Annotated in this window: 13 protein-coding genes and 1 pseudogene; 5 read left to right on the top strand and 9 right to left on the bottom strand. The window is 64.1% G+C overall.

Features of this window, described 5'->3' with window-relative positions; translation table 11 throughout:
* The first annotated feature begins 82 nt into the window (after positions 1–82).
* A complete protein-coding gene (locus AC1DRD_RS21695) occupies positions 83–502 on the top strand; it encodes an Lrp/AsnC family transcriptional regulator (protein ID WP_084250018.1) in 420 nt (139 codons plus the stop codon).
* Positions 503–677: 175 nt separating this feature from the next.
* On the opposite strand, the gene AC1DRD_RS21690 is transcribed toward AC1DRD_RS21695, so the two are convergent.
* Genes AC1DRD_RS21690 through AC1DRD_RS21675 form a run of 4 tightly spaced genes read right to left on the bottom strand, consistent with a single transcriptional unit; the run spans position 678 to position 4,598 of the window.
* Entirely contained in the window at positions 678–1,070 is a 393-nt protein-coding gene (locus tag AC1DRD_RS21690) for a cupin domain-containing protein (RefSeq protein WP_478042992.1), read from the bottom strand.
* Positions 1,067–2,428 (bottom strand): NAD-dependent succinate-semialdehyde dehydrogenase, encoded by a 1,362-nt coding sequence (locus AC1DRD_RS21685; protein ID WP_478042991.1) that lies wholly within the window; start codon positions 2,426–2,428, stop codon positions 1,067–1,069. Before AC1DRD_RS21685 ends, AC1DRD_RS21690 begins: the two co-directional genes overlap by 4 nt.
* A complete protein-coding gene (locus AC1DRD_RS21680) occupies positions 2,425–3,465 on the bottom strand; it encodes an isocitrate/isopropylmalate dehydrogenase family protein (RefSeq protein WP_478042990.1) in 1,041 nt (346 codons plus the stop codon). The genes AC1DRD_RS21685 and AC1DRD_RS21680 overlap by 4 nt, the downstream gene beginning before the upstream one ends.
* Complete coding sequence (locus AC1DRD_RS21675) at positions 3,462–4,598, bottom strand: PepSY-associated TM helix domain-containing protein (protein ID WP_478042989.1); 1,137 nt, start codon at positions 4,596–4,598, stop codon at positions 3,462–3,464. The genes AC1DRD_RS21680 and AC1DRD_RS21675 overlap by 4 nt, the downstream gene beginning before the upstream one ends.
* Before the next feature lie 170 nt (positions 4,599–4,768).
* On the opposite strand from AC1DRD_RS21675, the gene AC1DRD_RS21670 reads away from it, so the two are divergent.
* Positions 4,769–6,220: a serine hydrolase domain-containing protein gene (locus tag AC1DRD_RS21670; protein ID WP_478042988.1), complete on the top strand. Its 1,452-nt coding sequence runs from the start codon at positions 4,769–4,771 to the stop codon at positions 6,218–6,220.
* Between the two features lie 12 nt (positions 6,221–6,232).
* Here the strand turns inward: AC1DRD_RS21670 and AC1DRD_RS21665 are convergent, their stop codons facing one another.
* From AC1DRD_RS21665 to AC1DRD_RS21645, 5 genes are all read right to left on the bottom strand, one after another.
* Positions 6,233–7,021, bottom strand: coding sequence for a class I SAM-dependent methyltransferase (locus AC1DRD_RS21665; RefSeq protein ID WP_478042987.1), 789 nt, complete (start codon positions 7,019–7,021; stop codon positions 6,233–6,235).
* Positions 7,022–7,203: 182 nt separating this feature from the next.
* Positions 7,204–8,550, bottom strand: a complete 1,347-nt coding sequence (locus AC1DRD_RS21660) for a S41 family peptidase (RefSeq protein ID WP_478042986.1) — start codon at positions 8,548–8,550, stop codon at positions 7,204–7,206.
* Positions 8,551–8,618: 68 nt separating this feature from the next.
* Positions 8,619–9,194: a hypothetical protein gene (locus AC1DRD_RS21655; RefSeq protein WP_478042985.1), complete on the bottom strand. Its 576-nt coding sequence runs from the start codon at positions 9,192–9,194 to the stop codon at positions 8,619–8,621.
* On the bottom strand, positions 9,191–9,502 hold the full coding sequence (locus AC1DRD_RS21650; protein WP_478042984.1) for a PadR family transcriptional regulator: 312 nt from the start codon (positions 9,500–9,502) through the stop codon (positions 9,191–9,193). Before AC1DRD_RS21650 ends, AC1DRD_RS21655 begins: the two co-directional genes overlap by 4 nt.
* Before the next feature lie 431 nt (positions 9,503–9,933).
* The gene (locus AC1DRD_RS21645; protein WP_478042983.1) at positions 9,934–10,581 is read right to left on the bottom strand and encodes a TetR/AcrR family transcriptional regulator; all 648 of its coding nucleotides are present in this window, start codon (positions 10,579–10,581) and stop codon (positions 9,934–9,936) included.
* A gap of 106 nt (positions 10,582–10,687) precedes the next feature.
* Here AC1DRD_RS21645 and AC1DRD_RS21640 point away from each other — a divergent pair, with 106 nt between their 5' ends.
* The 3 genes and pseudogenes from AC1DRD_RS21640 to AC1DRD_RS21630 all read left to right on the top strand — a co-directional run.
* A complete protein-coding gene (locus AC1DRD_RS21640; protein ID WP_478042982.1) occupies positions 10,688–11,581 on the top strand; it encodes an NAD(P)/FAD-dependent oxidoreductase in 894 nt (297 codons plus the stop codon).
* 22 nt (positions 11,582–11,603) lie between these two features.
* Positions 11,604–12,077 (top strand): methyltransferase family protein, encoded by a 474-nt coding sequence (locus AC1DRD_RS21635; protein ID WP_478042981.1) that lies wholly within the window; start codon positions 11,604–11,606, stop codon positions 12,075–12,077.
* A gap of 275 nt (positions 12,078–12,352) precedes the next feature.
* A pseudogene (locus AC1DRD_RS21630) lies at positions 12,353–12,555 on the top strand (IS110 family transposase); the annotation flags it as partial.

The raw sequence follows: 12,555 nt of genomic DNA, 5'->3' as shown, positions 1-12,555 counted from the left end.
AACCGCTGCGCATAATTGCATTATCGCTGGATAAAAATACAACGATGGAGCAGAATGCTCAGCCGCAAGGAGCATATCGATCATGCAGGAGCTCGACTCGACCGACCGGCGGCTGATCGCCGAATTGCGCAAAGACGGCCGCGCGCCGATGGCGCAACTCGCGACGCGCATCGGCATCTCGCGCGCGACGGCCGAGAAGCGCGTCGCGCGGATGGTCGAGAACGGCACGATCCTCGGCTTCACCGTTCGCGCGCGCGACGAGACTTCGAGCATCCGCGCGGTGATGATGATCGAAGTGGCGGGCCGCGCCACCAGCGCGGTGATCCGCAATTTGAAGGAAATTCCCGAACTCCACACGCTCCACACCACCAATGGCGGCTGGGACCTGATCGCCGAATTGCGCGCCGACAGCCTGGGCGATTTCGACCGCGTGCTGCGCGAGGTGCGGCTGATCGACGGCGTGCTGAACAGCGAGACAAGCTTGCTGCTGAGTTCGGCTTGAGTGACGGCGGGGCGTCGAGAGACATAGCCCTCTCCCGCAAGCGGGAGAGGGTTGGGTGAGGGTCTTCTTTCTTCTTCCAGGCGAATGGAATTTCGAGAAGAAGTAAGAAGACCCTCACCCTCCCGCTTCGCGGGCCCCTCCCTCTCCCGCAGGCGGGAGAGGGGTGAGCAGTCCCCTACCGCTCTTCATCGATCCGCGTCGTCACCCCGGTCGCGACGATCGTCCGTGTCGCGTCGATCGAGGCATAGGTCCAGAAGATCGCCATCTCCTCGCTGTCCGAAATATTCCGAAAGCAATGCGGGATTTCCGCCGGGATCCAACTCGTGTCGTTAGGCGCCACCGGATGGTCGGTCCCGTCGATATGCGCGACGCCATTTCCCGACAGCACCACCACGCATTCCTCGCAATTATGCGTGTGGAGCGGCACCGCCGCACCCGGCGCGATCCTGGTGATCCCGGTCAGCATCGCGCGCGATCCGCGGCCGGCGGTGACCAACGGCGTGGTGACGATGCCGCCGCCGCGATCCTTGACCGGCAGGCCTTGGGGCATGAGGACGATCGGGGTCATGCGGCGCTCCGGATGGTCTTGGCGTTGGTGAATTCGCGTAAGCCCAGGTCGCCGAGTTCGCGGCCGTAACCGGACGCCTTGATCCCGCCGAACGGCACGCGCGGATCGGATGCGACCATCGCGTTGACGAACACCGCGCCGGCATCGATCCGCCGCGCAAGGTCGAGCCCGCGCTGGGTGTCGCGCGTCCAGATCGACGCACCGAGCCCGAACGCGGTGCGGTTGGCGAGCGCGATCGCCTCCTCGGTATCACGTGCACGGATGATCGCGGCGGCAGGGCCGAACGTCTCTTCGTCGAATGCGGCCATGCCCGGCACGACGCGATCGAGGATAGTCGGCTGATAGAAGAACCCTGCCCCCTCTCCCGCCGCGCCGCCGATCACCGCGCGCGCGCCGGCCGCGACGCTGCGCTCGACCTGATCGGCGATCGCCGTGCGCAGATTGGCGCGCGCCAGCGGCCCGAGCGTGGTGCTGTCGGCAGTCGGATCGCCAAGCACGAGCGCGCTCGCTTTGGCCGCGAAGGCCTCGACAAAGTCGTCGGCGATGTTCGCATCGACGATGAAGCGCTTGGCGTTGACGCAGCTCTGCCCGGCATTGGTGAAGCGCGCGGTCACCGCCATCGTCGCGGCACGCTCGATATCGGCATCGGCGAGCACCACGAACGGGTCCGACCCGCCGAGTTCGAGCACCTGTTTCTTGAGCGCATTGCCCGCCTGCCCCGCGACGATCATCCCGACCTGGGTCGAGCCGGTCAGCGTCACCGCGGCGATGCGCGGATCGGCGATCAACCGGCCGACCGTCTCGGGCTCGACGCGCAAGCTGGCAAACAGCCCTTCGGGCGCGCCGGCCCCGGCGACGATCCGCTCGATCGCCATCGCGCATTGTGGGACGTTGGCGGCATGCTTGAGGATCGCGCCGTTCCCGGCGGCGAAGGCTGGCGCGAGAAAGCGCGCGACCTGCCAGATCGGATAATTCCACGGCATGATCGCCAGCACCACGCCGAGTGGTTCATAAGCGACGAACGCCCCCGGCGCGCCGCCGACCGGGGCATCGGCCAGCATGCCGGCTGCGGCATCGGCATAGAAATCGCAATTGAGCGCGCATTTCTCCACCTCGGCACGGGCCTCGGCGATTGGTTTGCCCATCTCCTCGGTGACCAGCGCGGCCAGCCCATCGCGCTCGCGGCGGAAGCCTTCCGCCAGCCGCTTCAGCAGGGCGCGGCGATCGCTATGCGCGGTCCAACGCCACGCGCGCTGCGCCGCGATGGCGCGGTCGAGCGCGGCATCGACCGCGCGGTCATCGTGGAGCTCGAATTCGGCGATCATCGCGCCGGTCGCGGGATTGATCGTCACGTTCATAGCGTGGCGACCACTGCCTGCGCGAAGGCATCGGTGCCGAGCGGCCCGCCGACATCGCGCGTCCGCATCTGCGGATCGTCGAGCACGCGATCCACCGCATGCTCGATCCGGGCCGCAGCGCTGGTCAGTGCCGCGTCGGATGTCCGCCGCCCGAGCCAGTCGAGCAGCATCGCCGCCGACAGGATCAGCGAGGTCGGGTTGGCGATGCCCTTGCCGGCGATATCGGGTGCCGAACCGTGCTGCGCCTGCGCGACGCAGATATCGTCGCCGGCATTGATCGATCCGCCCAGCCCGAGGCTGCCGCTCAGTTCCGATGCTTCGTCGGACAGAATGTCGCCGAACATGTTAGTCGTGACAATCACGTCGAACCGCGCCGGATCGCGCACCAATAGCGCCGCGGCGGCGTCGACGATCACTTCGTCGAGCGTCACCGTCGGAAATTCGGCGGCGACCGCGCGCACCTCGCGCAGGAACAGACCATCGGTCAGCTTGAGCACGTTGGCCTTGTGCACGACGGTCAGCTTGCCCGACCGCGCCGCCGCGATCTCGCACGCCGCGCGCGCCACGCGGCGCGAGGCCAACGCGGTGATCTTGCGGATCGAGAAAGCGCTGTCGGCGTCGGGCATGAACTCGCCGGGGCCGGCATACATGCTGCGGTCGGCATAGAAGCCTTCGGTATTCTCGCGCACGATCACCAGGTCCATCGGCTGACGCAGGATACTGAGCCCGGCGCGCGAGCGGCAGGGCCGGACGTTGGCGTAAAGCTGGAACCCGGTGCGCAACGCCGCCGACGGATTGGGCTGGCCGGCGGGATAGGTGTAGTGCGACACCGGCCCCAGGATGACGCCATCGGCTTGCGGGACCGCCACCATCACCGCGTCCGGCAGGGTCGAGCCTGATGCCGCCAGGCTCGCCTCACCGATCGCCATCTCGTCGAAGGTCACACCCTCGCCCGCCGCCGCGCGCACGACCGCGATGGTCGCGGCAGTGATTTCGGGGCCGATCCCGTCGCCCGGCAACACCAGCAACCGCGTCATTGGCCGACAACCTTCATTACAACTTCCTCTCGTTGATCCTTGGCGCGCGCGGCTTTGCGCGCTCGCTCGCGCTGCGTGCGCGTGAACCACAGCCACAATCCGCTGAGTGCCATGCCGAACAGGGTCAGCCCGGTGACGAGCATGATCGCCTGCGTGACCGCCCCGCCCCACAGACCGGTATGCACTGTGTAGACCCAGTCGAGGAACTCGGCCCCGCCCGATTGCCTGCCCGCGATGTAATGGGCGAGCTCGCGGCCGTCATAGCGGTTGAAATAGACCTGGTTGGTACCGTCGGCGCGGATCGTATGATTGCTGCCCAGGAACACCGCGACGACGCGGCCGCCGCTCGAAAAGCGCAATTGGCGAAGCGGCGTGTCGCCATAGGCCGCCTTGGCCCGCGTGATCAGCGGATCGACCGGCAGCATCGTCGCGCCGTCGCTCTTGGCGACCTTGGGTGACGGGCGGCTCTCGGTTGTCGCCACCAGGTTCATTCCGGCGCGGACCTGTTCCTTCCACACCATCAGCACACCGGTGGTCGCAGACATCAGCAGGATCACCGCGACCCCGCCGCCGACCGCGCGGTGCAAGGTCCGCCAGCGCAGATCATTGTTGCCGTCGAGCTTGACCCGGAACCCCTGCTTCAGTCGCTTTCGGCCGGGCCACCAATAGGAAAAGCCCAGGATCGTCAGGAACAGCAGAGAGACGCCCTCAATTCCGATCAGCGTCTCCCCGATCGGCCCCGACAGCAATTGCTCGTGGATGTTGAAGATGAACTCAAGCGGCCAGGCGGTGGCGGTGCCGTCATGGACGGCATGACCGTCGAACGGATCGATCGCGGTCAGCCAGCGCGCTTTCTTGATGGTCGATTTGACGATCACTGCCTGGTTCGCGGCATCGGGAAATTCGACGCGCGTCAGCTCGGCATCGGGGTGCGCGCGATGAAATGCGTCGAGCAGACCCTGGACCGGCAATCGCGCCGGACGCTCCGCTACGATCAGCGACGGCACCACGACCGGCTCGAGCGCATCGCGAAACGCCATGATCGCGCCGGTCAGTCCCTGCACCATCAGGAACAGCCCGACCGTCAGGCCGAGCCAGCGGTGCCATTTCAGATAGGTTGGTTTTCGGATCACGCCGCACCCAAAAGACAGAGAGTCGGAACTGGCGCGAGACGACCCCCGAGCCCGTTCGCGGTCGATAGGCAAATTTTGAACTATTGACAAGAATAATACAAAATCATTGACGATGGACCGGGCGGACGGTAACCGTTCGGGACCCTTCAGCCCCTGTTCGGGACCCCTTCGTGGCCTCTTCTCTTCCGTCTGTTGCAACCCCTTCCCCGGACGGCCTGCGCCGCGGCTCGCCGTCGAGCGCGGGGGTCGATTCGCGCGAAATCCTGGGGTTCATCGACGATGCCGAGGCGGCCGGGCTGGAGCTCCACAATCTGATGCTGTGGCGCGACGGTGTGGTGGTCGCGGAGGGCTGGCATTGGCCGTATAGCGGCGACCGGCTGCGCATGACGCATTCGATGACCAAGAGCGTCACTGCCTGCGCGATCGGCATGCTGGTCGATGCCGGCCGGCTGACGCTCGACCAGAAAGTCGCGCCGCTCTTTCCCGAAGTCGCGATCGATCCGGACAGCCGCGCGGCGCGGATGACGGTCGAGGATTTGCTGACGATGCGCTCCGGGCAGGGCACCGAAGTGTCGGGATCGATCTGGCGCGGCATCGCCACCAGCTGGATCGCCGAATTCTTCCGCATTCCGTTCGATCACGAACCGGGCACCACCTATGTCTATTCGAGCGCGGCCAGCTACATGCTGTCGGCGATCGTCACGCGCGTTACCGGACAGACGACGTTCGACTATCTGAAACCGCGGCTGTTCGATCCCCTGGGCATCACCAACATCCGCTGGGATGTCGGCCCCGACGGGATCAACCCCGGCGGCAACGGGATCAGCTTCACCACCGCCGACGGCCTGAAGCTCGGCATCCTGCACGCGCAACGCGGCCTGTGGCAGGGCCAGCGCATCCTGTCTGAGCGCTGGGTGGCCGAGGCGACCCGGATCCATGCCGGCGAACCGGGCGACCAATATGGCTATCACTGGGTAGTCGGCGATGGTCACTTCGCCATGCTCGGCGTGTTCGTCCAGATGGTCCGAGTGTTCCCGGGATCGAACGCGGTCCTCGCCTTCAACGCCGCGATGGACGAGAGCAAGGTCGTGACGCCGTATCTCGACCGGCACTTTCCCGCAGCCTTCGCGAACGGCACCGATGCCGCCGCCGATGTCGCGTTGGCCGAACGCCTAAAGGGATGGAGCGAGCGCCCCTCCTTCGTCTCGACCGCACCGATCGACCCCGCGGCCTTCGCCGGCCGCTGGACGATGGCCCCGAACGACAAGGGCCTGACCGGGCTGGCGTTCGACTTCGGCGAGGACGAGGCGCGCATCACGCTAAGCGACGGCGAAGGCGAGCATCGCCTGACCGCCGGACGCGATGGCTGGACGATCGCCCCCGCCTATCTGCCCGGCGCCGACCTCCACCACGGCTATCGCATGGAGGGCTTGCCGGTCGCGGCCGCGCTTCGCTGGATCGCCACCAACAGGATCGAACTGGTCGTCCACTTCCTGGAATCGGCATTCCGCGACACGTTCGTATTCGAGGTCGACAGCGACCGGCTGACAATGGACCGTTCGGTCAACATCAACTCCGGCGCCCGCGCCTGGCCGACGATGACGGCGGTGCGGGCGAGTTAGGCCGAGGAGGCGCTATTTCGCGCGGCCCGTCACGGCGTTTGCCCGCGACGAATATGTAATGCGGCCCGAGCTGTCCGATCGCACACGGGTGCGCATACGGGCTTTCAGCCCCGCTTTGTCACTATCGCTCATGTCGCGGGTGGCCTGGGTCATACCGATGGCGATCTCGACCGAGCCCCAGAAGTCGTCGAAATCCTCGAAAGTGCGAGCTACCGTGATCTCGCGCGTCGCGACATCGGTCAGGCCGGCATCGAGCCATAGCGAACGAAGCGCATCCATTCGCGACACCTCGGCGCTTGGCGGCAGCAAGGGCTGGATGCCTGACGAGCGCATCTCTTCCTGGAGCGCGGCCATCGGAAATCCGCCGGGCTCGAGCAGATCCCAGACATACGCCGAAATCGCGCCGCCGGGTTTCACTACCCGCACCATCTCGGCCACGCCCTTTGCCGGATCAGGCACGAAGAAGATGACCAGCGCCATGACCGCGGCATCGAAGCTATGGTCGCCCACCGGCAGCGCGGTCGCATCGCCCTGCAGGAACTTGGCAATCCCGGCCTGATGGCGAGCGCGCGCGAAAGCGAGCTGCCCTTCCGAAGGGTCGACGCCGACAATCTCTGACGGCGCGCAACGCTCGACCAGCAACTCGGTAAAGGCACCGTTGCCGCAACCGACATCTATCCAGCGCAGCCCGGTGGCGGGCGCCAGCCAATCGACGAAGTCCTCGCCGACCAGGCGACTCCACACGCCCATCATGCGCTCATAGGCCGCGCCGTCATCGAACCGTATCTGGTTGTCGCCCATCAGCCTTGCCTCCGCCCCCACGGCAAGGGATCGCTCATATCCGCCTGGAGAGCAACTGGGGTCGACGGGTTTGCGCCCCATTATCGGTCATTCGCGGGGCGCTTAGTCGCCCCAGTAACTGCCGTTCGTTCAGCCGAACAAAGCGGCGGCTATGTGTGGAGAGCGGACGCTGCCGCGCTGATTCACTGTCCCGCGGGCGCTGGCCTCATCTGTGCGCCGACAACTTTCCCATTGGCGTCGAGCGTGACGGCGACGATGATCGCGCCGTTTGCAAATGAAGCCCGGTACTCGTCGCCCCCCATCATGCCGACGTCCTCGAATTTGATCGAACGCAACTCCCCGAGCGGCAGCAAGAACGTCTGTCGGAGCATGGGCAGGTGCTCGCGGTTGAAGCTCGCGAATTCAGGAGTCATCGAGGCGTAATCAGGATTTCCGCTGACGAGCCCAGCGATGAATTGCCGAGTGGCGGCCTCCGACCCAGGGAGAGGAGTTGAACGCGGCGCAAATACTTGTTTCAGGGAAGCGGTTGCGATGTCGATCGCCGGCTTCTGTCCCAATCGCGCCAACGCAACCTTCAGAGCATCGGGTGCAGGCACCTTTATGTCCGGCTGAACGCCGCGGCCTTCCCAGTTCGTCTTCGTGATAGGGTTTTCCGCCCGGCCCCACGGGATGCTTGCGACGAAGCCGTGGCCGAGATCGACGGGGCCCGTCGGGTTCGCACCGCCGCCGGTTACCTCGCCGACAATCTTTCCCAGCTTGTGAGTCTGGACGTCATAGGCAAACTCCTCGCCGCCGGAGAAGGTGTTCTTACTGGTCAGGACAAAAACCGGAATCTTGGCAAATTTTACCGGGGTTGGCTGGCTGTAGAATTTCTGATGGTCAAAGTTATTCGTCTTCGGAACGCGCGATACGATGTCGTTGATCTCGATCGATCGCTCCGACGAAATCAGATAGCTGACGAGATAATCGACCGCATCTGGCGATCCTCCCATGTTTCGGCGATCATCAATGATCAGCGCACGGCTGCCCTTGAGGACGGCCATGGCCTTGTCCACCGTCGGCTTGAATGCTGGCAAAGGCGGAAAGCCAACCACTTCGATATAGCCCACACCGCCAGCCAGCTTGTCGGCGCGGACTATACCCGCTTCCGAGCGCGGCATCGCTCTAACCGGACCTCCGGGTGCCGGCGGTGGTCCACTCATCGAGCTGACCGACATGTGCTTGTCATGGGCGATTGCCGCGACATCCGCGGAGAGCCGCGCTGCGAAGGCGCTCGGATCGGCGAGTTTGTCGTATTCACCAGCTGCAAGCGACGCACTGATCTTTTCCGCAGCCTTTTGCCCGACATCCGGAAAGATGTAATTGTCACGAAGGGCGTCGCTGAGTTTCGCGACGACATCGCGCCGCACGTTGCTGTCGATAGTGTTGGCTTGAGCCGCGATTGGTTGCGGAGTCGGCGCGGACTGCATCGGTGCCGCCGCCAAGGGACAAGCAACCAGACCAAAGAACATCAAGGCTGAATGGCGCATCGCTTACCCCCTGCTGTTGATCAACTCAGGTGTTCACTCTCGGACGCTTGCCTGGCGTCTGCACGCAATTAGACACGCTCAACGGCCGCGCGGCCCTCGCTCCGAAGAACGAAGATGCCGCAGCCCAAAAGGGCCGCCCAGATTATCAGCCCTTCGAGAGCAAGGGCGCGATACAGTGCAACGTTGGCCCATTCATTGGTGCTCGCAGCTGGTGATCCCAGGAAAATGAACGCGACACCGTAAATTACGGCCATCGTGCTCGCGGCTTGGATCAATGCGAGAGCGCCGCGGAAAAAACTCCATATCACCGCTGCCACAAAGACTGCTGACGAGAGCAGATCAATCAGCGCGATTGACGCGTCTATGGCGGCGGCGCGTTCTACCGACAGGGCGGAGACAACAGCCAGCACCAGCATCGCCGCAATCCCACCAACGCGAACCGATTGTGTTGCAAAGTTCACGCTCAAAACCCTTTCCTTGAATGAAGCCCAGACACATCCGGCCGCGAAACCCACGGCATCGTTTTCTTCTAGCGCGTCTACCTCGGCCTTCATGGCTGCAGCCCAGGTGGCTCGCTCCGGTGGAAGCAAAGCCGTGCAATGACGGATGAGCTCGGTTGCAATCTGGCGGCTCAAGCTGTTCATGCTGTGATCGCTCCTGGGATCAGGCCGGCACCCTCGGTCGCCTTGGCGAGCAGCGCACGCGCGAAGGCTCGACCTGGAGAGGTAAGTCGATATGCATGACGGGGAGCGCGCGCGGGTGGGACAGGCTGGTGCCACTCGGACTCGAGTAATCCGTCATCCTCCAAGCGCATCAGCAACGGATAGAGTGTTCCGGACTTGAGCCCTGTTTCGCGACTGAGGTCGTATCCGTGTCGCCAGCTGGTCGGTTGAGCCAGCAGCGCGCTCAGAAGCGCGGCAGCTTGACGGGAGGAATGAGCGGGACGTGCCATTCTTATAGTCTACATATATCGAGTTTCCCGGCAACCGATTTTTCGATGGCGAATTATTTTGGGCAGAATGCCACATCCGATCGACTTTGATCCGAGACTGACGCGCGGGTCCTGACGAGTTGGCGAGTGTCCGAACTCCGCACCACCATTTACCGCTTTCGGGATAGACAAGCCCACGAGAGGTGGGGGCATCGAGCGATGCCGTGCACCTCAAATACGGAATGAGCGGCTCTTGCGGCCATGCCGAGCCCTCCGGTTCTCATGATCGATCGTCCGGGAATTGGCTCCAATGTGCTCGGCGGCCGCGACGGCATCTCACCGCGGCTGCCGCACTGGTCGGAATTACGGTGACGCGAATTACGGTGACGGGTGCAACGATAATTCGGTATTGTTGCACCCGTCACCGTAATTTGAACCCATCCCCGTCTGGGCTATCCGCCCGCATGGTCGTCGCCACCGTGCGCGGCGATGAACATGGCGACGGCCGACCGGCAATAGGATTCGATTTCGGTGTCGTCCGCTGCTCTCTGCTCATCGAAGCGTGCGATAAGCAGGAGATCGGATCCTTTGAAAAGCGCGGCAAACAAGCGGGCGGACTGGAGAGGGTCGGGCACGTTCAGCGCCCCCTTCGCGTGTAACTGACGCAACAGGCCCTCGATTTGGGCGATGACATGGGCGGGGCCGGCTTCGTAATGGACCTTGCTGAGCGACTTTTGATTCGTCTTGTCGGCCATGACCATGGCTTCGACGCTGCGGACATCCGAGCGCAACAATGTGCGAAGCAGGGACGATCCCGCCGCCATGAGTTGGTCTTCGGCCGAACCGTCGACGCCTTCGAAAAAGGCCTGTGGTACGAACTGTTGGCAGCGAGCCGCCATGGCCGCGCTGAACAGCGCCTCCTTGTTCTCGAAATGCCGATAGATGCTGAGCTTGGATATCTTCGCCCGCTGGGCGACCTTGTCCAATGTCGTCGCTTGAAAGCCCAATTCCACAAAAAGTTCGTACGCGGCATCGACGATCGTTTGGCCAAGCGCCTCGTTGGCGGGCCGGCCGCGCCGGGCCTGGTTGTTTTCGGTCACGACAATTCCAGTACTTGACAGTATCCCAATCCAGCATTACGATACCACACAGTTTCTAAAATGTGCAAGCCAGGCCCAGCACAGCCACAACTCGGAGCCCTTCACCATGGATGACGTCATCATCATCGGCGGCAGCTTTGCCGGTCTCGCCGCCGCGCTGCAGCTCGGCCGTGCCCGCCGCAAGGTCACCGTTCTCGATACCGGCCTGCCGCGCAACCGCTTCGCCGGCCACTCGCATGGTCTGCTCGGCCACGATCACAAGCCACCGCTGGACATCCTGGCCGAGGCGCGGCAGCAGCTGGCGCGCTATCCCACGGTCAGGCTGGTCAATGCCCGGGCCGACAGCGTTTCCGGCACCATCGACGATTTCTCTGTCATCACTGACGATGGCGAACGCCTTGGCGCGCGCCGCCTGATCCTGAGCTACGGCGTCGTCGACCAGATGCCCGATGTTCCGGGCTTTGCCAAAGGCTGGGGCAGGTCCATCGTGCCCTGCCCCTATTGCGACGGTTTCGAAGTCGCCGACGAGCATTGGGGCCTCGTCTGGTCCGGCCCACAGTCGCACAATCAGGTCAGGCTGTTTCACGATTGGACCGACACGTTGACGGTCTTGGCCGATGGTCACGAAATTGCATCCGATGTCCGGGCCGATCTGGCGCGCCGCGGTATACCTGTCGTCGATGGCCGGATCGCCGAAATCGCCCATCTCGGGGACCATAATGCCATCGTCATGCTCGATACCGGGTCCAAGGTTGCGGTCGACATCCTGTTCGCGCATCCGCGCAACAAGCCGTCGGCAAGCCTGCATGAATCGCTGGGTCTCGCCACGGTCGATACGCCCCTCGGCATCGTCCTCAAGGTCGACGAGCGCCGCGAAACCAGCATGCCCGGCATCTACGCCGCGGGCGACCTCACCAACCCCGTCTTGCCCTCGGTCACCACGGCATCATGGCAAGGCGCAATGGCTGGTATCTTCGCCCAGCAGTCGATGCTGGTTTGAGAGCAGAGATAGGAGGATGAGCATGGCCGTCGAACCGGACAGCGCGGGTGTGCGCTTCCCTCCGCCCTTCGTCTATCTGGGAGCGCTCCTGTTGGGGCTGGCGGTGGAGCGGTTCGTCGTCCTGCGCTCTTTCGGCATCGACTGGCGGTTGCTGGTCGCGACGGGCGCACTGCTGTTCGTTGCCGGCGCGGGGATCATGCTTGCCGCGGCAGGGCTGTTCCGGCAGCTGGGCACCAACATTCCGCCGGCGCAGCCAACGACCCTCATCGCAACGACCGGTCCTTATCGGTGGACCCGCAATCCCATGTATCTCGGCATGGCGCTTGTCTATGCCGGCCTTGCGATCGGCTTCGACGGGCCGATTGCCTTCGCCTTGCTCCCGTTGGTGCTGATCGCGATCCAGACGCAGGTGATCGCCCGCGAGGAGCGCTATCTCGAGGCGAAGTTCGGCGACGACTACCGCCGCTACAAGGCCGAGGTTCGCCGCTGGCTCTGACTATTCCGCCGCTGCCGCCTGCGGGGCCTTCTGATGAACCAGCACTAACGTCCTTGCCACGAGCTATCATATTCTGAAGGTTGCGGGCCGGTGTCACGGAAAACCGACTGGCCGGCTGGTCATGCCGGGCTCATCCGTCCGTGGTCCGACCCGTCATCCGCCTACCGCACCAAAGTCGGCTTGGGAAATTACGGTGACGTGGCGTAATTGAGGTAGCCATCCTCCTGCTTAGGTGCGGAGTCGCCTTTCGGCGCTCCAGAGCAGGAGGATGACCGGTGAAGATTTTCGCAGCATTGGATGTTGGGGACAAGGCCACGCATATTTGCGTGCTCGATGACGAAGGCGATGTGGTGTGGCGTGGAGTCTGCGCGACTGATCCCGAGGTGATCGCCAAGACGCTGGCGCGTCATGCTCCCGGGCTGGTCCGTGTGGTGCTCGAGACCTGCTCCCGGGCTGGTCCGTGTGGTGCTCGAGACCG

This window comes from Sphingomonas sp. P4_G2 (genome assembly GCF_056401155.1).
This window is presented reverse-complemented; position numbering and strand designations above follow the sequence as displayed.